This window comes from Xanthobacter oligotrophicus (assembly GCF_008364685.1).
In the GTDB taxonomy this organism is placed as follows: Bacteria; Pseudomonadota; Alphaproteobacteria; order Rhizobiales; family Xanthobacteraceae; genus Xanthobacter; species Xanthobacter oligotrophicus.
The window spans coordinates 183,763-200,955 of sequence record NZ_VTTL01000010.1 but is presented as its reverse complement, the minus strand read 5'-3'; the positions used below and the strand labels follow the sequence as shown (position 1 = coordinate 200,955).

At 69.1% G+C, this 17,193-nt stretch carries 17 protein-coding genes and 1 tRNA gene; 3 read left to right on the top strand and 15 right to left on the bottom strand.

Going from position 1 to position 17,193, the window contains the following annotated elements; translation table 11 throughout:
• Window positions 1-39: 39 nt before the first annotated feature.
• Together catA and FZ033_RS17635 are read right to left on the bottom strand one after the other, a co-directional pair.
• A complete protein-coding gene (gene catA / locus FZ033_RS17640) occupies window positions 40-954 on the bottom strand; it encodes a catechol 1,2-dioxygenase (RefSeq protein WP_149577388.1) in 915 nt (304 codons plus the stop codon).
• Between the two features lie 72 nt (window positions 955-1,026).
• Complete coding sequence (locus FZ033_RS17635; RefSeq protein ID WP_149577387.1) at window positions 1,027-2,202, bottom strand: muconate/chloromuconate family cycloisomerase; 1,176 nt, start codon at window positions 2,200-2,202, stop codon at window positions 1,027-1,029.
• Between the two features lie 98 nt (window positions 2,203-2,300).
• Here FZ033_RS17635 and FZ033_RS17630 point away from each other — a divergent pair, with 98 nt between their 5' ends.
• Window positions 2,301-3,212: a LysR family transcriptional regulator gene (locus tag FZ033_RS17630; RefSeq protein WP_149577386.1), complete on the top strand. Its 912-nt coding sequence runs from the start codon at window positions 2,301-2,303 to the stop codon at window positions 3,210-3,212.
• A 25-nt stretch (window positions 3,213-3,237) separates the two neighbouring features.
• Here FZ033_RS17630 and FZ033_RS24095 read toward each other — a convergent pair whose 3' ends face one another.
• From FZ033_RS24095 to FZ033_RS17615, 3 genes are all read right to left on the bottom strand, one after another.
• Window positions 3,238-3,561 carry a hypothetical protein gene (locus tag FZ033_RS24095; protein ID WP_188079559.1) on the bottom strand — a complete coding sequence of 108 codons (324 nt, stop codon included), beginning with the start codon at window positions 3,559-3,561 and terminating at the stop codon, window positions 3,238-3,240.
• An 83-nt stretch (window positions 3,562-3,644) separates the two neighbouring features.
• Complete coding sequence (locus FZ033_RS17620) at window positions 3,645-3,869, bottom strand: hypothetical protein (RefSeq protein ID WP_149577385.1); 225 nt, start codon at window positions 3,867-3,869, stop codon at window positions 3,645-3,647.
• 94 nt (window positions 3,870-3,963) lie between these two features.
• Window positions 3,964-4,039: transfer RNA gene (locus FZ033_RS17615), tRNA-Lys, on the bottom strand.
• A 163-nt stretch (window positions 4,040-4,202) separates the two neighbouring features.
• Here FZ033_RS17615 and FZ033_RS17610 point away from each other — a divergent pair.
• On the top strand, window positions 4,203-5,369 hold the full coding sequence (locus FZ033_RS17610) for a M20 aminoacylase family protein (RefSeq protein ID WP_149577384.1): 1,167 nt from the start codon (window positions 4,203-4,205) through the stop codon (window positions 5,367-5,369).
• Window positions 5,370-5,417: 48 nt separating this feature from the next.
• Here FZ033_RS17610 and FZ033_RS17605 read toward each other — a convergent pair whose 3' ends face one another.
• A complete protein-coding gene (locus FZ033_RS17605; protein WP_149577383.1) occupies window positions 5,418-5,660 on the bottom strand; it encodes a sulfurtransferase TusA family protein in 243 nt (80 codons plus the stop codon).
• Window positions 5,657-7,072, bottom strand: coding sequence for a glutamate--tRNA ligase (gene gltX, locus FZ033_RS17600; RefSeq protein WP_149577382.1), 1,416 nt, complete (start codon window positions 7,070-7,072; stop codon window positions 5,657-5,659). The genes FZ033_RS17605 and gltX overlap by 4 nt, the downstream gene beginning before the upstream one ends.
• Before the next feature lie 209 nt (window positions 7,073-7,281).
• On the opposite strand from gltX, the gene FZ033_RS17595 reads away from it, so the two are divergent.
• On the top strand, window positions 7,282-9,594 hold the full coding sequence (locus FZ033_RS17595; protein WP_188079558.1) for a ComEC/Rec2 family competence protein: 2,313 nt from the start codon (window positions 7,282-7,284) through the stop codon (window positions 9,592-9,594).
• Window positions 9,595-9,756: 162 nt separating this feature from the next.
• Here FZ033_RS17595 and lexA read toward each other — a convergent pair whose 3' ends face one another.
• From lexA to trpE, 8 genes are all read right to left on the bottom strand, one after another.
• On the bottom strand, window positions 9,757-10,470 hold the full coding sequence (gene lexA, locus FZ033_RS17590) for a transcriptional repressor LexA (RefSeq protein ID WP_138398507.1): 714 nt from the start codon (window positions 10,468-10,470) through the stop codon (window positions 9,757-9,759).
• Window positions 10,471-10,576: 106 nt separating this feature from the next.
• Window positions 10,577-11,839, bottom strand: a complete 1,263-nt coding sequence (locus tag FZ033_RS17585) for a molybdopterin molybdotransferase MoeA (protein ID WP_149577380.1) — start codon at window positions 11,837-11,839, stop codon at window positions 10,577-10,579.
• Between the two features lie 16 nt (window positions 11,840-11,855).
• Window positions 11,856-12,344 (bottom strand): cyclic pyranopterin monophosphate synthase MoaC, encoded by a 489-nt coding sequence (gene moaC, locus FZ033_RS17580; protein WP_149577379.1) that lies wholly within the window; start codon window positions 12,342-12,344, stop codon window positions 11,856-11,858.
• Window positions 12,345-12,471: 127 nt separating this feature from the next.
• A complete protein-coding gene (locus tag FZ033_RS17575) occupies window positions 12,472-12,891 on the bottom strand; it encodes a DUF2147 domain-containing protein (RefSeq protein ID WP_149577378.1) in 420 nt (139 codons plus the stop codon).
• A 77-nt stretch (window positions 12,892-12,968) separates the two neighbouring features.
• Entirely contained in the window at window positions 12,969-13,760 is a 792-nt protein-coding gene (trpC, locus tag FZ033_RS17570) for an indole-3-glycerol phosphate synthase TrpC (RefSeq protein WP_149577377.1), read from the bottom strand.
• Entirely contained in the window at window positions 13,757-14,791 is a 1,035-nt protein-coding gene (trpD, locus tag FZ033_RS17565) for an anthranilate phosphoribosyltransferase (protein ID WP_149577376.1), read from the bottom strand. The genes trpC and trpD overlap by 4 nt, the downstream gene beginning before the upstream one ends.
• An 87-nt stretch (window positions 14,792-14,878) precedes the next feature.
• Window positions 14,879-15,481: an anthranilate synthase component II gene (locus FZ033_RS17560; RefSeq protein ID WP_149577375.1), complete on the bottom strand. Its 603-nt coding sequence runs from the start codon at window positions 15,479-15,481 to the stop codon at window positions 14,879-14,881.
• Between the two features lie 195 nt (window positions 15,482-15,676).
• Window positions 15,677-17,188 carry an anthranilate synthase component I gene (gene trpE, locus FZ033_RS17555; protein ID WP_188079557.1) on the bottom strand — a complete coding sequence of 504 codons (1,512 nt, stop codon included), beginning with the start codon at window positions 17,186-17,188 and terminating at the stop codon, window positions 15,677-15,679.
• Between the last annotated feature and the right edge of the window lie 5 nt (window positions 17,189-17,193).

The window sequence follows — 17,193 nt, the reverse complement described above, 5'->3', positions numbered from 1 at the left end:
CACCGTGCCGGGCCTTCTGAAGCGGCTGAGGCCTTGTGGTCAGGCGGCTTCCGCACGCGGGCGCTGCACCTCGGCGGAGGGCAGGGCTGCCGCCTCTGACCGCAGCTCGAAATCGAAGGCGATGCGCGCGAACGGGGCATTCAGCCCGGCCTCGGCGATGGCGGCGGGATCCTGGTTGCGCTCCACGGCGGGGATCAGCCCATCGCGGGTGGCGAAGGCGAAATCGTCGTGGAGATAGGGATCGCCGTCGATGTTGATCTGGGTGGTGAGCTTGCGGAAGCCCGGTGCGCTTACGAAGAAATGGATGTGCGCAGGCCGGTGCCCGTGGCGGCCGAGCTGCTTCAGCAGAGTGTCGGTGGAGCCTTCGGGGGGCACCGCATAGCCCGAGGGCATGGTGGTGCGGAAGCGATAGCGGCCCTCGGCGTCGGTCTCGATGGTCCGGCGCAGGTTGAAGGGGCTCTGGCTCTTGTCGAAGAAGGAATAGTTGCCGCGCGTGTTGGCGTGCCACACCTCCACATGGGCGCCGGCCACCGGCTGGCCGTCGGTGTCGCGCACCTGCCCGTGCATGATGAGGATCTCGCCCTCTTCCGACCCGTCGTCGAGCCGCGCCTCGCCCTTGCACAAAGGCGCGCCAGCCACATAGAGCGGCCCTTCGATGGTGCGCGGCGTGCCCCCGGTAAGGCCTGCGGCTTCCTCCGCCGCGTCGAGCCGCACGTCGAGGAAGCGCTCGAAGCCGAGGCCGGCGGCAATGAGGCCGTATTCGTCGTTGCGGCCCGCCTGCGTCAGGTAGTTCACCGCGCTCCAGAACTCGCTCGGCTCCACGTCATATTCGTCGATGACGTAGAACAGGTCGCGGACGATGCGGTCCACGATCGCCTTCACGCGGGGCGTGGGCTCGCCGCGGGTGGGCGCCTGCATTTCCTTCAAGAGGGTATCGATGGCGGCTTTTTCCATGGGCGTTTTCCTTATGGGGTGATTTTTGGTCGCCGTGCGCTGGGGCATCGGTCGTCGAAAGGGTAGGGGGTCTCAGGCTCCCACGGTCTGGCGGACGGGGCTGAGGCGTGGAGCCGGGCGGTCGCGCCGGAAGAAGTCCACACGGTCCATGTCCAGCTCGACGCCGAGGCCCGGCGCCGTCGGAACGATGAGCGCAAAATCCGCATAGGCGAGGGGCGTCGCCAGGATCTCCTCGGCCAATAGCAGGGGGCCGAACAGCTCCGTGCCCCAGGCAAGCGAAGGCAAGGTGGCGCAGAGCTGGGCCGATGCCGCCGTGCCGATGCCGCCTTCCAGCATGGTGCCGCCATAAAGCTCGATGCCCGCCGCATCAGCGATGGCCGCTACCCGCTGGGCCTCGAACAGCCCGCCCGACTGGGCGATCTTCAACGCGAACACCCCGGCGGCGCGGTCCCGCGCCAGATCCATGGCCTCGGCCGGGCCCTGAAGCGCTTCATCCGCCATGATGGCCACGTCGAACCGGCGCGTCAGGCGGGCCAACGCGCCGCGTTGCTCCCGGCTGACCGGCTGCTCGATGAGATCGACCCCGGCCGCCTCCAGCGCGGCGATGCCCCGGCGGGCCTGATGCTCGCTCCAGGCCATGTTCACGTCCACCCGCACGCTGGCGCGGTCGCCCAAAGCCGCCTTGATGGCGGCCACATGGGCCACGTCCGCCGGCACCTCGCGCTTGCCGATTTTCAGCTTGAAGATGCGGTGGCGGCGCGCCGCCAGCATGGCCTCGGCCTCCTCGATGTCCTTGCCCGTGTCGCCGCTGGCGAGGGTCCAAGCCACCTCCAGCGTATCGCGCTGACGCCCGCCGAAAAACTCCGACACCGGCACGCCCAGGCGGCGCCCGTGGGCATCGAGCAGGGCGGTCTCCACCGCGCAGCGGGCGAAGCGGTTGCCCTTCACCGCCCGCTTCACATTCGCCATCAGCGCGGCAACGCGGGCCGCGTCGGCGCCGAGCAGCAGGGGGGCGATGTAGGTGTCGATGGTGAGCTTGATGCCTTCCGGGCTCTCCTCGCCATAGCTCAGGCCGCCGATGGTGGTGCCCTCGCCGAAGCCGACCGTGCCGTCCGAGCACGACACCTTCACCAGCACCAGCGTCTGGCTGCGCAGGGTGTGCATGGACAGGTGATGGGCGCGTATGGTTGGGATATCGACGATAAAGGTCTCGATACGGTCGATACGAACTGCGACGCCGGTCTGCATCCGCGGAGTGTCCTTATGTTTGGCATAAGGAAAATCACGCTGAGGGGGCGCGCGTCAAAGACAGTCTCGGTCGGTTTGCATACCTAAAAGGTCTGGACATGGAATTGCGCCACCTCAGGTATTTCACAACCGTGGCCCGCGAGCGCAGCTTCACCCGCGCGGCGGAGAAGCTCCACATCGCCCAATCCCCCCTGAGCCGGCAGATGCGTGAGCTGGAGGAGGACCTGGGGGTAACCCTGTTCGAGCGGCCAAGCCGCCCGGTGCGCCTCACGGCCGCCGGGCGCTTCTTCAACGAGCATGCGTTGCAGATCCTCCAGCGGGCGGAGGAGTTGCGCATCACCACCCGGCGCTTCGGCGAGGCGGGGCGGCGCCAGTTCCTGATCGGGTTCGTGGGCTCGGTGCTCTATGGCGGGCTGCCGGACGTGGTCCGGGGCTTTCGCGCCTGCTATGCCGGGCTGGAGGTGGCGCTCATAGAGATGAGCACCGTGGAGCAGATCGCCGCCCTGAAGGAGGGGCGCATCGACGTGGGCTTCGGGCGCATCCGCTTCGACGATCCCGCCATCCGCCGCGAAGTGATTGCCGAGGAGCCCCTGCTGGTGGCCCTGCCGCCGGACCACCGGCTGCTCGCCTCCGACGGCGTATCATTCCAGGACATCGCGGCGGAGCCGCTGGTGCTCTATCCCAAGTCGCCGCGGCCGAGCTATGCCGACCAGGTTCTGTCCTATTTCAGCGACCGGGGCTGCACGCCCGTCATCGCACAGGAGGTGCGCGAGCTTCAGACCGCACTGGGCCTGGTGGCGGCGGGCATCGGCATCACGCTGGTGCCGGACTCGGTGCGCCACTTGCACCGCGACGATGTCACCTACCGCCCGCTGCTGGAGGCAGGGATCACGTCCCCGCTCATCATGAGCTGCCGGGCGAGCGATTCCTCGGCCGAGATCGGGCAGATCTTCGACCTCATCCGCAACATCTACCAGCTGAAGCTGGACCTCGGCCGGCCGCCCGCGTGAGGCGGGGTAAAAGATGGCGGCGGCTTCAGCGCGCCTTGGTGGTCCGGCCGACCGGCTTCGGGGCCGCGTCCTTATCCTCGCCCTTTCGGAACATGTCCGACGCGGTCAGGATGATGAGCGACACCAGGGCCAGGGCGGTCATCGTCAGTGCATAAATGATGAGGAACGGATAACCGAAAAAATAGACGAGCGCCGCGAAGCAAACCACAAGGTTTGCGATGAAATAATATTTGGCGTCGGGCGCTCCATAGATGGCATCCTTCAGGAACCACCCGAAGACGGGAACACGAAGAGCGACGCGCGCAGCTGTTTCCATGATCGAACCCAGATAAGCGTTGACTTGATCCACATTCCAGATGCGGAATTTGATCTAACGCAAAAATGGCCGATCCAGGTAGCGGCATCAAGCGGCCTTACCGCCGCAGCCGTGGCTCAAATGCCCGCTTTGTGGGCTTTTTGGCGCGGCAAAACGTCGTGCCGCAACCCAGGGCCGGTGACGTCTTCGCAATAGGGTCCTGATCCCCAGCCGCCACGACGGCGCGCTACGGTCATCCAGACGGCAGACACTCCGCCGCGCGTCGCCAACGCCGCCATCGGCAAGCTGCTGTCGTGGATGAAAGAGACGGGCGTCGCTGTTTGAGCGGCGTCGAAAATCATGGGTACGTCGCACGTGAGACGATGAGACGGTCTCAAAGGCGTCTCATGTTCTCTTCCTGTTCTCAGCCATCAGACCTTAAGTCTTTGATATCGTTGGTGAGCCCGTCGGGATTCGAACCCGAGACCCCATGATTAAAAGTCACGTGCTCTACCGGCTGAGCTACGGGCTCACTCGACGCTGTGGTTAGGATGCCAAGGCGGCAGGGTCAAGGCCGGCGGCGGCAGGGCCTTGGGAAAGATGCGCGGGGGTGGCCCGTGCTGTGAATATCCCCAGCCCATTGACCGGCAGGCGGCCCATGCCCACCATGGCCCCTCATTGCTCCTGGAATTGCCATGCCCGTCCATAATCACATTGCCTCCGGTGCCGACGAGATCGCGGCCTGGCGCCAGGATTTCCATCGCCATCCCGAGCTCATGTACGAGCTGCCTCGCACCAGCGCCGCGGTGGCCGAGAAGCTGCGCGCCTTCGGCTGCGACGAGGTGATTACCGGGCTTGGGCGCACCGGCGTGGTCGGCATCGTGCGCGGACGCGGGGACGGACCCATGATCGGGCTGCGGGCGGACATGGACGCGCTGCCCATCACCGAGCAGACCGGCGCCGCCTATGCCTCGCAGGCGCCCGGCGTCATGCATGCCTGCGGCCATGACGGGCACACCGCCATGCTGCTGGGCGCCGCGCGCCATCTGGCGGAAACCCGATCCTTCTCCGGCACCGCCGTGCTGATCTTCCAGCCGGCGGAGGAGGGCGGGGCCGGCGCCAAGGCCATGATCGACGACGGCCTGTTCGTCCGCTTCCCGGTGAGCGAGGTCTACGGCATGCATAATCTGCCGGGGCTGCCCGTGGGCCGCTTCGCCATGCGGCAGGGCGGCATCATGGCCTCGTCCGACCGCATCGAGATCCTGGTGGACGGCCGCGGCGCCCATGCCGCCCGGCCCAACCAGGGGGTGGACGTGGTGCTCACCGGCGCCGGCATCGTCACCGCCCTGCAGCAGGTGGTGTCGCGCAATCTCGATCCGCTCGCCGCCGCGGTCATCTCCATTCCCATGTTCCATGCGGGAGAGGCGGACAATGTGCTGCCGCCCAGCGCGCGGCTCGCCGGCACCATGCGGGCCTTGGACCCCCATGTGCGCGAGGTCCTGCGTGCCCGCATCGTGGCGGTGGCGGAAGGGGTGGCCGCCGCCCACGGCGCCACCGCGACGGTGCGCTTTTCCCAGGGCTATCCCGTCACCCGCAACCACGCGGCGCAGACCGCGTTCGCCTCCGAGGTCGCGGCCGACGTGGCTGGCCTGTCGGAGGTGGACGCCTCTGCCCCGCCGCTGATGGCGGCGGAGGATTTCGCCTTCATGCTGGAGGAGAAGCCGGGCGCCTACATCTTCATCGGCAACGGCCCGTCCGCCGACCTGCACCATCCGGAATACGACTTCGCGGATGCCGCCATTCCCTTCGGCGCGTCCTATTGGGTGCGGCTGGTGGAACGGGCGCTGCCGCTCTCGGTCTGAGGCGGGGCCGGGCTGTCAGCCCGAACCTTTCGGCATTTTGCCGGGCTGTCAGCCCGGCTTGCGCAGAATGAAGGTGAGGAGGCCTTCCGCCACCGTGCGCTCTTCCAGCGCGGCGCCGGTCTCCTGCGCCAGGTGGGGAATATCGATCACCGCCATGGGATCGGTGCAGGTCACCACGAGGCGCGTGCCGGCGGCCGCTGCCTTCAGCGCCTTGCGGGTGAGCAGGGCCGGCAGAGGGCATTTCAGCCCCCTGAGATCCAGCTCCACCGTCTCGGGCACGGGCGCCGTCAAGCCGCCTGGTCCTTCAGCCGCGCCAGGCTCTCTTCCCGGCCGAGCACCGTAAGCACGTCGAAGATGGGCGGAGAGGTGGGCTTGCCGGTGAGCGCGGCCCGCAGCGGCTGGGCCACGGCGCCGAGCTTCACGCCCTGCGCCTCCGCATAGGCGCGCACGGCGGCCTCGGTGGCGGCGGCGGTCCATTCCACCTGCTCCAGAGCGGGCAGGAGGCGGCCGAGATGGGCGCGGGCCTCGGGCGTGAGCAGGGCGGCGGCCTTGTCGTCCAGCGGCAGCGGGCGCTCGACGAAGATGAACTCGGCGTTATCCACCAGTTCCACCAGGGTCTTGGCGCGCTCCTTCAGCCCCGGCATGGCGGCGGCGAGCTGGGCGCGGCGCTCCGGCGTCATGCGGGCGAGGCGGCGCTCGGCATCGGGCAGGTGGGGCACCAGCGCATCGATGGCGGACAACAGCTCGGCGTCGCTGGAGGCGCGCATGTAGTGGCCATTGAGGCTTTCCAGCTTCTGGAAATCGAAGCGGGCGGCGGAGCGGCCCACCTTGTCGAGGTCGAAGAAGCCGATCATCTCCTCGGTGGAGAAGACTTCCTGGTCGCCGTGGCTCCAGCCGAGCCGCACCAGATAGTTGCGCAGCGCCGCCGGCAGGTAGCCCATGTCGCGATAGGCATCCACCCCGAGGGCGCCATGGCGCTTGGAGAGCTTGGCGCCATCCGGCCCGTGGATGAGCGGAATATGGGCCATGCGCGGCACCTCCCAGCCCAGCGCGCGGTAGATCTGGGTCTGGCGCGCCGCATTGGTCAGGTGGTCATCGCCGCGGATCACATGGGTGACGCCCATGTCATGGTCGTCCACCACCACCGCCAGCATGTAGGTGGGATTGCCGTCCGAGCGCAGCAGGACGAGGTCGTCGAGATCCTTGTTGGGGAAGGTCACGGTGCCTTGCACCATGTCGTCGATCACGGTCTCGCCCTCCTGCGGCGCGCGCAGGCGGATGACGGGGTCGCGATCCTTGGGCGCCTCGGACGGGTCGCGGTCGCGCCACCGGCCGTCATAGCGCGGCGGGCGGCCCTCCTTGCGGGCCAGTTCGCGCATCTCGTCCAGCTCCTGGGGCGTGGCATAGCAGCGATAGGCGTTGCCCTGCGCCAGCATCTCCTCCACGGCCGCGCGATGCCGCTCGGCGCGGGCGAACTGGTAGATGGGCTCGCCGTCCCAGGTGATGCCCAGCCACTCCAGCCCCTCGATGATGGCCGAGATCGCTTCCTTGGTGGAGCGCTGGCGGTCGGTGTCCTCGATGCGCAGCAACATCTTGCCGCCGGTGTGGCGGGCATAGAGCCAGTTGAACAGGGCCGTGCGCGCCCCGCCGATGTGCAGGAAGCCGGTGGGGGAGGGGGCGAAGCGGGTGACGATCTGCGACATGGGGAACTCGACGAGGCTCGGTCCAGGGGGTGGACGGGGCGGGGCAGCGCGCGGGTGGTACGCAGGGTCGGCCGGGGCAGGGGCTCCAGCGCGAGCCTCACGTCCGAGCGCGCATGAATGCACGCACCCTGGCACGCGGGAGGCGCCCGTGTAGCATAGGCGCCGGGCACAAGGAACACGGCCGCCATTCCTGGCGGGCCGGGCGCCGGATGCCCTCGGATCGGAACGGCCCGCAGCGGGGCATCTGGGGCGACATGACGCAGCAGGATCAGCGTCCGGCGCACAGCGGACGGGCGGCCGTTCTCGGCGGCGCGCGCACTGCTGCGCGCCGGGCGATGCCCCCTGGCTTTGCCCGCTTCCTGGATGCGCTGCGCGCCCGCCTTGCCGCTGACCTTGCAGCCGAGGCCGCCTCCGGCCGGCTGATCCTCTGGCTTCCGGCGGCGTTCACCCTTGGCATCCTGTTGTATTTCGGCGCGGCGAGGGAGCCGTCCCTTTCCATCGCCGTGGCGCTTTTGGCCGCCCTCTGCGGGGGCGCGGTCCTGCTGCGTGCGCGACCGGTGGCGTTCGGGGCGGTGGTGACCCTTGCCGCCATAACGGCGGGCTTCACCACCGGCAGCGTGCGCACCGCGCTGGTAGCGCACGAGATCGCCACGCCGGGCAAGGGACCGGTGCGGCTATCCGGCTTCGTGGAGCGCGTGGAACATCGCCCGAAGGGGGATCGCATCCTGCTGCGGCTCGACGCCGGCCCGGTGAAGGGGCTGGACCCGGTGCCGCGCCTGGTCCGCCTCACCCTGCGCAAGGGCTGGGCGCCGCCGGTGGGCACCCATGTCACCCAGCTGACCCAGCTGCTGCCGCCGCTGGGCCCGGCCATGCCCGGCGCCCATGATTTCGGCCGGAACCCCTGGTTCGCCGGCATCGGCGGCGTGGGCTACGGCCTCGGCAAGCCGAAGCTGGCGGAGCCGGCTGAGCCGCCCCTGTCGGTGCGCCTCGCCATGGCGGTGGAGGCGGTGCGCGACAGCCTGTCCCGCCGTATCCGCGCCTCCCTCGCAGGCACGCCGGCGGAGATCGCCGTGGCTCTGGTGGCGGGCGACCGCTCCGCCATCGCGCCGCAGGTGGAGGAGAGCATGCGCGTGTCCGGGCTCACGCATATCCTCTCCATTTCCGGCCTGCACATGGCGCTGGTGGCGGGCACGCTGTTCGCGTTCGTGCGCGGCGGTCTCGCTTTGGTGCCGGCGTTGGCGCTGGGCTTTCCCATCAAGTCGCTGGCGGCCATCGTCGCCCTCACCGGCAGCGCGGCCTATCTGGTGCTCTCCGGCAATGACGTGCCGGCGCAGCGCTCGTTCGTAATGACGGCGCTGGTGCTCAGCGGCGTGCTGGTCGGTCGGCCGGCGCTGACCCTGCGCACCGTGGGCGTGGCGGGGATCTGCGTGCTCGCCTTCACCCCCGAGGCGGCGCTGGATCCCGGCACTCAGATGTCGTTCGCCGCCACCCTCGCGCTAGTCGCCGCCTATGAGCGCCTGCGGCCCCTGCGCGCCCTGCCGCGGCCCGACGGATGGGTGGGGCAGGGGGTGGTCTGGCTCGCGGTGCTGGTGGGCGGCACGGCGCTGACCTCCCTGGTGGCGGGACTGGCGACGGCGCCCTACGGCATCTTTCACTTCCAGCGCGTGGCGCCCTATGGCCTCCTGGCCAACCTCGCCGCCATGCCGGCGGTGTCGTTCCTGGTGATGCCGTTCGGCCTGCTGGGTGTGCTGCTGATGCCGTTCGGCTTCGATCATCTGGCCTGGCCGGTGATGGGCAAGGGCATCGAGATCATGGTCGCGGTCTCCGATGCGGTCGCGGTTCTGCCAGGCGCGGATGGCCGGGTCGATACGGTGGGCGCGCCGACGCTGGCGCTGTTCAGCCTGGGCCTTGCCGCACTTTGCCTGTTGCGCGGGCTGCTCACGGCGGTCGCCATCGTGCCGTTCGCCCTCGCCCTGCTCATGTCCGGCGCACCACCGCGTCCGGACATTCTCATCGCGCCCGATGCCCAGACGGTGGCTGTGCGCGGTCCGGATGGGCGGCTATCGGTCCTCGGGGCGCGCAGCCAGCGGCTGGTGGTGGAGCAGTGGATGACGCGGGAGGGCGACATGCGAAAGGCTGGCGCCGAAGGGATTGCCGCGCTGTTCACCTGCGATCCGCTCGGCTGCACCGCGCCCCTGCCGGGCGGCGGCACCATCGCCGTATCGCGGCGGGCGGAAAGCCTGGAGGCGGATTGCCTGGAATCGCGCATCGTCGTCACCCGGGACGTGCCGCCCCGACGCTGTCCGGCCCAGGTGGTAACGCCGCAGACGCTCCAGCGGACTGGAACGCTCGCCTATCATTTCCGCGATGGGGCAAGCGAGGGAGCCAGCAGAGGGGATTGGCACGTCGAGCCCACCCGCAGGCCCCAAGTCCAGCGCCCCTGGATGCCGCCTTTGCCGCCGGAGCCCACCCCTCAGCGCCCGCCGACGGACGATCCGGAAGCCGACGCCGCATCGGAGTGATGCGGCCGGAAGCCCCAAAGGCTCAGGACGGTCGGAAGCATCGACGGGTCAAAAAGCTGGGGTGAGAAGCGTCGCTCCAGAAGAGCCGGGCCCCGTTGAGCATGGTGACCGCCACGCCCCTCACCCCGTCGCGGCCTCCCCGCTGGAGGGAGGAAGCGGAAATCAGTAGCGGCGCATGAGGCCGATGAGGCGGCCCTGGATGCGCACCCGGTCAGGGCCGAAGATGCGGGTCTCGTAAGCGGGATTGGCGGCTTCGAGGGCGATGGAGGCGCCCTTCTTGCGCAGGCGCTTCAGCGTTGCTTCCTCGTCGTCCACGAGGGCAACGATGATGTCGCCGGTGTCCGCCGTATCGCACTTGCGGATGAGAACCGTGTCGCCGTCGAGGATGCCGGCCTCGATCATGCTGTCGCCGCGCACTTCCAAAGCGAAATGCTCGCCGCTGCCCAGCATCTCGGGCGGGATATTGAGGGTGTGGCTGCGGGTCTGGATGGCGGAGATGGGCGAACCCGCCGCGATCCGGCCCATGACCGGAACGGTGACCACCTGGCCCGCGCCTTCGTCGTCGTCCGAGGCCGGCCGCACCTTGCCGAGACTGCCTTCGATGACCGAGGGCGAGAAACCGCGACTGGCCGCGCGGGGAGTGGCAAGACCGGGGGCGACGCTGTCCGGCAGACGCACCACCTCAAGGGCACGCGCCCGGTTGGGCAGGCGGCGGATGAAGCCGCGCTCCTCGAGCGCCGTGATCAGGCGGTGAATGCCGGACTTGGACCGCAGGTCCAGCGCCTCCTTCATCTCGTCGAAGGAGGGGGGCACGCCGGTCTCCTTCAGCCGCTCATGAATGAAGCGAAGCAGGTCATATTGCTTGCGCGTCAGCATCTCTCGCCCCCTCCAGCGCCAGCCTGTGCGCCGCGAAACAAATCATGAACAGCTTCTATCTGTTCCTTTTGTGTTCCGCAAGTGGTGAAGGCAGGGTTAAGGCCCCTCAGTCGTCGAAAGGAATGATCTCGCAGGGGTCACCGGCCGTGGCGGCGGGGGCGAAGGGCGGGCGAATGAGCAGGCAGTCGGCGGAGGCCAGCATGCTCAGCATGGCGCTGTCCTGGGAGGCGCAGGGCGTCACATGCACCGTTCCGTCGGCGTGGCGATCCATGCGGGCGCGCATGAAGTCGCGGCGCACGTCGTTGGCCGCGATGTCCACCGCGAGACGCGCCGGCGCGGTTACGGGGCCGGGCGCGGTATCGCCCTGCAGCGCGCGCAGCAGCGGCACCAGGAACACCATGGCGCAGACGTGCGACGACACCGGATTGCCGGGCAGGCCCAGCACCCGCACGCCGCTTTTGCCGCCGAACATCAGCGGCTTGCCGGGGCGCAGGGCGATCTTGTGCACGAACAGTTCCACCCCCTCCGCGCGCAGCGCGGGCGCCATGAGGTCGTGATCACCCACCGAGGCGCCACCGGAGGAGACGACAAGGTCGAATTCGCCAGAAAGCGCGTGCTCCACCACGGCGCGGATAGCGACAAGATCATCCCGCACCAGGCCAAGATCGGTCACCTCCGCGCCGGCGCGGCGGGCGAGGGTGGCGAGACCGAAGGCGTTAGAGACGACGATCTCGCTGTCCTGGCCCGTGCCCTGCCCGGGCAGCACCAACTCGTCGCCGGTCTGCAGCACCGCCACGCGCGGGCGCCGGGCCACGGGCAGGACCGCATGGTCCATGGCGGCGGCGAGCATGATGTCGCGCCCCGTCAGGCGCCGCCCGGCGAACAGGCCCGGCGTGCCGGCGGTAAAATCACAGCCCTTCTTGCGCACGTTGCGCAGGGCGGCGGTGGGAGCGGTGGTGGTGATGACATCGCCGTCGCGGCTGGTGTTCTCCTGGATCACCACCGTGTCGGCGCCCTCCGGCACCACCGCGCCGGTGAAAATGCGCACCGCCTGGCCCGGCCCCACGGCACCCGGAAACGGTCGGCCGGCCGCTGATTCGCCGATCACGGTGAGGCGGACAGGCGTCTGAGCGATATCGCTGCCACGCACGGCATAGCCGTCCATGGCGGACATGTCGGCGGGGGGCTGGGTGCGGCGGGCGGGCAGGTCCTGCGCCAGCACGCGCCCATCGGCCAGCGCCACCGGCACCTGCTCGACACCGAGGACCGACGCGCCGGCCGTGACCAGGCCGATGGCCTCCTCGACGGTCATGAGGGGGGTCTTCTTGCCGGCCGGCTTCCCGGCGTCCGCTGTCGTGCTCGGTTCCATCAGTGGCTCGGCCTCTTCAGTCCGTGGGCGGTTCCGCGCGGAAATGCCCGCTGGCGCCGCCGGATTTCTCCAGAAGCCGGATGCCTTCAATGCGCATGCCACGATCGGCCGCCTTGGCCATGTCGTAGATGGTGAGGCAGGCCACCGAGACGGCGGTCAGCGCTTCCATCTCCACGCCGGTCTGGCCCGTGGTCTTGGCCCGCGCGGTCACGTGGAGGCCGGGCAGGGCGGGATCGGGGACGACCTCCACCTCAACCTTGGTGAGCATCAGCGGGTGGCACAGGGGGATCAGCTCGTGGGTGCGCTTGGCGGCCATGATGCCGGCGAGGCGCGCGACGCCCATCACGTCGCCCTTCTTGGCGTTGCCGGAGAGAATCAGGTCGAGGGTCGCGGGCGCCATGGCCACGCGCCCCTCGGCCAGGGCCTCGCGGGCGGTCGCGGCCTTGTCGGACACGTCCACCATGCGGGCCGAGCCCTCGGCATCGATATGGGTCAGGCTCGCCATGTCCGTCGGTGCGTCCCGGAATCGTTTCGTGCGGGACGGAAGATGGCGCCCGCGGCGGGTCCTGTCCACCTTGGCAAGGCTGGCAGGGGATCGCCGGGGCGTCCGTGCGGTGAAAGCGGCGTGCGCCTTAGCGCAGGCGGGTCCAGACTTGCGTCTTGCAGAGCGGCGCCACCACGCAGCCGCGAAGCTTCAATGTGTCGTCGCCGTCGAGGGTGATGGAGCCGGAATAGGTCTTGCCGTCCTCGGCATTATAGATGCTGCCGCCGCTCCATTCCTTCGGCCCGCCCGAGAAGCCGGTGAGGATGGTGACGCCCTTCACCGGCCGGCTGCGCAGGGCCGCGTTGGCATTGTTCACGTCCTTGAGGGCAGGATCGGCCTTGATCCCCTCGGAGGACACGAGGCGGCCGCACAGGCTGGCGCCGCACTTGGAAATCTCCACCTGGCCGCCCCGCGACGGGGTCTGCCACAGGCCGACGGGATCGGCGGCCAGCGCCGGGGCACAAAACAGGCCGGCAATGGCGATGCCGGCGAACAGGCGCAGTCTCATGAAAGTCCTCCCATGGGTGCGGCCCACTTGCGGAGCCGTCACGCCCATTAAGGCGGAACTTTACGTATACGGCAAGTCTAGCCCGCAAGGAGCTGGGACGTGGCGGAAGCGACATCCTCCTGCCGCATCAGGCTCTCGCCGACGAGGATGGTGCCTATGCCCACCTTGGCGAGCCGCGCCACGTCCTGCGGCGTGAAGATGCCACTCTCGCCGATGGCGATGCGGTCCTTCGGCACGCGGGGGGCGAGGCGCTCGGAAGTTTCGAGCGAGGTCTCGAAAGTGCGCAGGTTCCGGTTGTTGATGCCGATGAGCCGGCACGGCAGGTCGAGCGCCCGCTCCAGCTCGGCGTCGTCGTGCACCTCCACGATGGCATCCATGCCATAGGCAACGGCGGCATCGGCAAGGTCGCGGGCGAGCAGGTCGTCCACCCCGGCCATGATGATGAGGATGCAGTCAGCCCCCCAGGCGCGGGCCTCCACCACCTGGTAGGTGTCGTACATGAAGTCCTTGCGCAGCACCGGCAGGCTCACCGCCGCGCGGGCGGAGCCAAGGAACTCCGGCGCGCCCTGGAAGGAGGGGGTGTCGGTGAGCACGGACAGGCAGGTGGCGCCGCCGCGCTGGTAGGCGCGGGCCAGCGCCGGCGGATCGAAGTCCGCCCGGATCAGGCCCTTGGAGGGGCTGGCTTTCTTGATCTCGGCGATGAGCGCGGTGCGCCCCTCGGCCAGGCTGGTGGCGATGGCCTCGGCGAACGGGCGCACGCGCGGTGCGGCGCGGGCCGCCGCCTCGATCTCTCCCAGCGGGCGGGCATGCTTGGCGACGGCGATCTCGTCGCGCTTGTAGGCTTCGATCTTCTTCAGGATGTCGGTCATTGGGCCGCCTCCGGCGCCAGTTTCTCAGATACGGCCACGAGGTGCTCCAGCCGCGCGCGGGCGGAGCCGGTGTCGAGGCTGACCCGTGCCATCTCGACCCCCTCTTTCAGGTCCTTCGCCCGGCCCGCCACCACGAGGGCGGCGGCGGCATTGAACAGGGACACGTCGCGATAAGCGCCGTCAGCGCCGTCCAGCACGGTCCTGAGCGCCTTCGCATTATGCACGGCGTCGCCGCCTTTCAGCTCCTGCGCCGGATATCGCTTGAGACCCACATCCTCCGGCGCCACGGTGAAGGTGTGGATGCGGCCCTCGTCCAGCACCGCGATGTCGGTGTCGCCGGAGATGGTGATCTCGTCGAGCCCGTCGGACCCGTGCACCACGAAGGCCTTTTGCGACCCGAGCGTGCGCAGCACCTCGGCCAGCGGCACGATCCAGGACTTGGCGAACACGCCCACCATCTGCCGCGTCACCCCGGCCGGATTGGAGAGCGGCCCCAAAAGGTTGAAGATGGTGCGCGTGCCCATCTCCACCCGCGTCGGCCCCACATGCTTCATGGCCGGATGGTGGGAGGGGGCGAACATGAAGCCGATGCCGGCCTCGGCGATGCAGCGGGAGATGCCGGCCGGGTCGAGGTCGATGCGCACGCCCAGCGCCGCCAGCACGTCCGCCGCCCCCGACTTGGAGGACAGCGCCCGGTTGCCGTGCTTGGCCACCGGCACCCCGGCCCCCGCCACGATGAAGGAGGCGCAGGTGGAGATGTTGTAGGAGCCGGAGGCATCGCCGCCGGTGCCCACCACGTCCACCGCCTCATTGGGCGCCTCCACGGGCAGCATCTTGGACCGCATGACGGAGACCGCGCCGGCGATCTCCTCCACGGTCTCGCCGCGCACGCGCAGGCCCATGAGCAGCGCGCCCATCTGGGAGGGGGTGGCCTCGCCCGACATCATCTTGTCGAACACGTAGGCGGCCTCGTCGCGGCTGAGGCTCGCGCCGGTGGCCACCTTGCCGAGGAGGGGTTTGAACTCGTTCATGTCTCGTCCTCAGCCCTTGATCGCAAGGCGTTCAGTAATCCGCCTCTCCCGCTTGCGGGGAGGGCTTTTTGGGTCAGCCTCTCGTGCTCAGCCCTTGGCCTTTTGCGCATTGAAGGCGGCCGCGATCTCGAGGAAATTGCGGATCAGCGCGTGGCCGTTCTCCGAGGCGATGCTCTCCGGGTGGAACTGCACGCCGTGGATGGGAAGGCTCTTGTGGGCGAGGCCCATGATCAGCCCGTCCGCCGTGTGCGCCGTCACCTCCAGCGCGTCGGGCAGGGTGTCGCGCTCGACGACGAGGGAGTGGTAGCGCGTTGCCTGGAAGGAATGGTTGAGCCCGCGGAAGACGCTTTTGCCCTCGTGCAGGATCTCGCTCAGCTTGCCGTGCATGGGGATGGGCGCGCGCACCACGTCGCCGCCGAACACCTGCCCGATGGCCTGGTGGCCGAGGCACACGCCGAAGATCGGCACGCTCTCGCCGGCCTTGGCGATGAGATCGAGGCAGATGCCCGCCTCGTTGGGGGTGCAGGGGCCGGGGGAGAGGACGATGGCGTCGGGCTTCTCGGCCAGCACCTCCTCGATGGTCACCTTGTCGTTGCGATGGACGGTGACGTTCGCGCCCAGCTCGCCGAGGTAATGCACGAGGTTGTAGGTGAAGCTGTCGTAATTATCGATCAGCGTGACGTTGGTCATGGGCACTCCAGGCCCCGAGGATCTCGGGATTTCCGGGCTTAATGCGTGGCCCGGCGGGTGGTCAAGCAAGGGCGGCGAAGGGGGTGCGGGGCTGCCCACGCCATCGGGCCGCCACGACGCCAGCCATGCTCGCGCGCCCGTTCCGAACCAGCGGGCCAGTGGTCCGTGCATCGACCTTGCGCGCAGCCATCGTCTTCACTGCCCCTTGCCGGCGCGGGCGGCAAAACGCACCGCCTCTTCCCCGGCGCGGAACAGGGCCTTGGCCTTGTTCACGCATTCCTGCTGCTCGCTCTCGGGCACGCTGTCATAGACGATGCCGGCGCCGGCCTGCACATACATGCGGCCGTCCTTCACCACGGCGGTGCGCAGGACGATGCAGGTGTCCATCTCGCCATTGGCGCCAAAATAGCCGATGGCGCCGGCATAGATGCCGCGCTTGTCCTTCTCCAGCTCGTCGATGATCTCCATGGCGCGCACCTTGGGCGAGCCGGAGACGGTGCCGGCGGGAAAGCCGGCGGCCAGCGCATCCACCGCGTCGAAGCGCGGGTCCAGCGTGCCCTCCACGTTGGAGACGATATGCATCACCTGACTGTAGCGCTCGATGAAGAAGGAATCAGTCACCTTCACCGTGCCGATCTGTGAGACACGCCCGGCATCATTGCGGCCGAGATCCAGCAGCATAAGATGCTCGGCGCGCTCCTTGGGATCGGCCAGAAGCTCGGCGGCCAGTGCGTCGTCCTCCACATGGGTCACGCCGCGCTTGCGGGTGCCGGCGATGGGACGGATGGTCACCTGCCCGCCGCGCAGCCGCACCAGGATCTCAGGCGAGGAGCACACCACCGAGAAGCCGTCGAAGTTGAGATAGACCAGAAACGGCGCCGGGTTCACCCGCCGCAGCGCCCGGTAGAGGGCGAAGGGCGGCAGGGTGAAGGGGCTCTCGAAGCGCTGCGACAGCACCACCTGGAAGATGTCGCCGGCGCGGATGTAATCCTTGGCCTTGTCCACCATGGCGCAGAATTCGTCCGCGCCGGTGTTGGAGACCGGCACGACCTCGCCGTGGAACGGCTCCGGCGCCGGGTGGGCGATGGCGCGGTCGAGGCCGGCCACCACCTGGTCGAGCCGCTCCAGCGCCGCCTCATAGGCCGCGCGGGGGGAGACGCCCTCCTTCGGGCGCACCGGGGTGACGGCGGTCAGCTCGTCCTTCACCGCGTCGAACACCACCATGAGGGTGGGGCGGATGAGCAGCGCCTCGGGCACGCCGATGGGATCGGGCTTGGCGGGCGCCAGCTTCTCCATCTGCCGCACCATGTCGTAGCCGAGATAGCCGAACACGCCCGCCGCCATGGGCGGGGCGCCGGCCGGCAGGTCGATGGCCGATTCGGCGAGCAGGGTGCGCAGCGCCTTCAGCGGCGGCTCGGCGCAGGGGACGAAGGCGTCCTTGTCCGTCGCCGGGGTGCGGTTGATCTCCGCCGTGTCGCCGGAGGCGCGGAAGATGAGGTCGGGCGCGAGACCGATCATGGAATAGCGCCCGCGCGCCTGCCCGCCCTCCACCGATTCGAGGAGGAAGGCGTTGGGGGTGTCGCCGGCAAGCTTCAGGAAAGCCGAGACCGGCGTTTCCAGGTCGGCCACCAGGGTGGTGGAGACCACCTGCGCCTCGCCCTTCAGGTAGCGCGAGGTGAAGAGGTCGAAATCGGTGGGTGCGTTCACGCTGT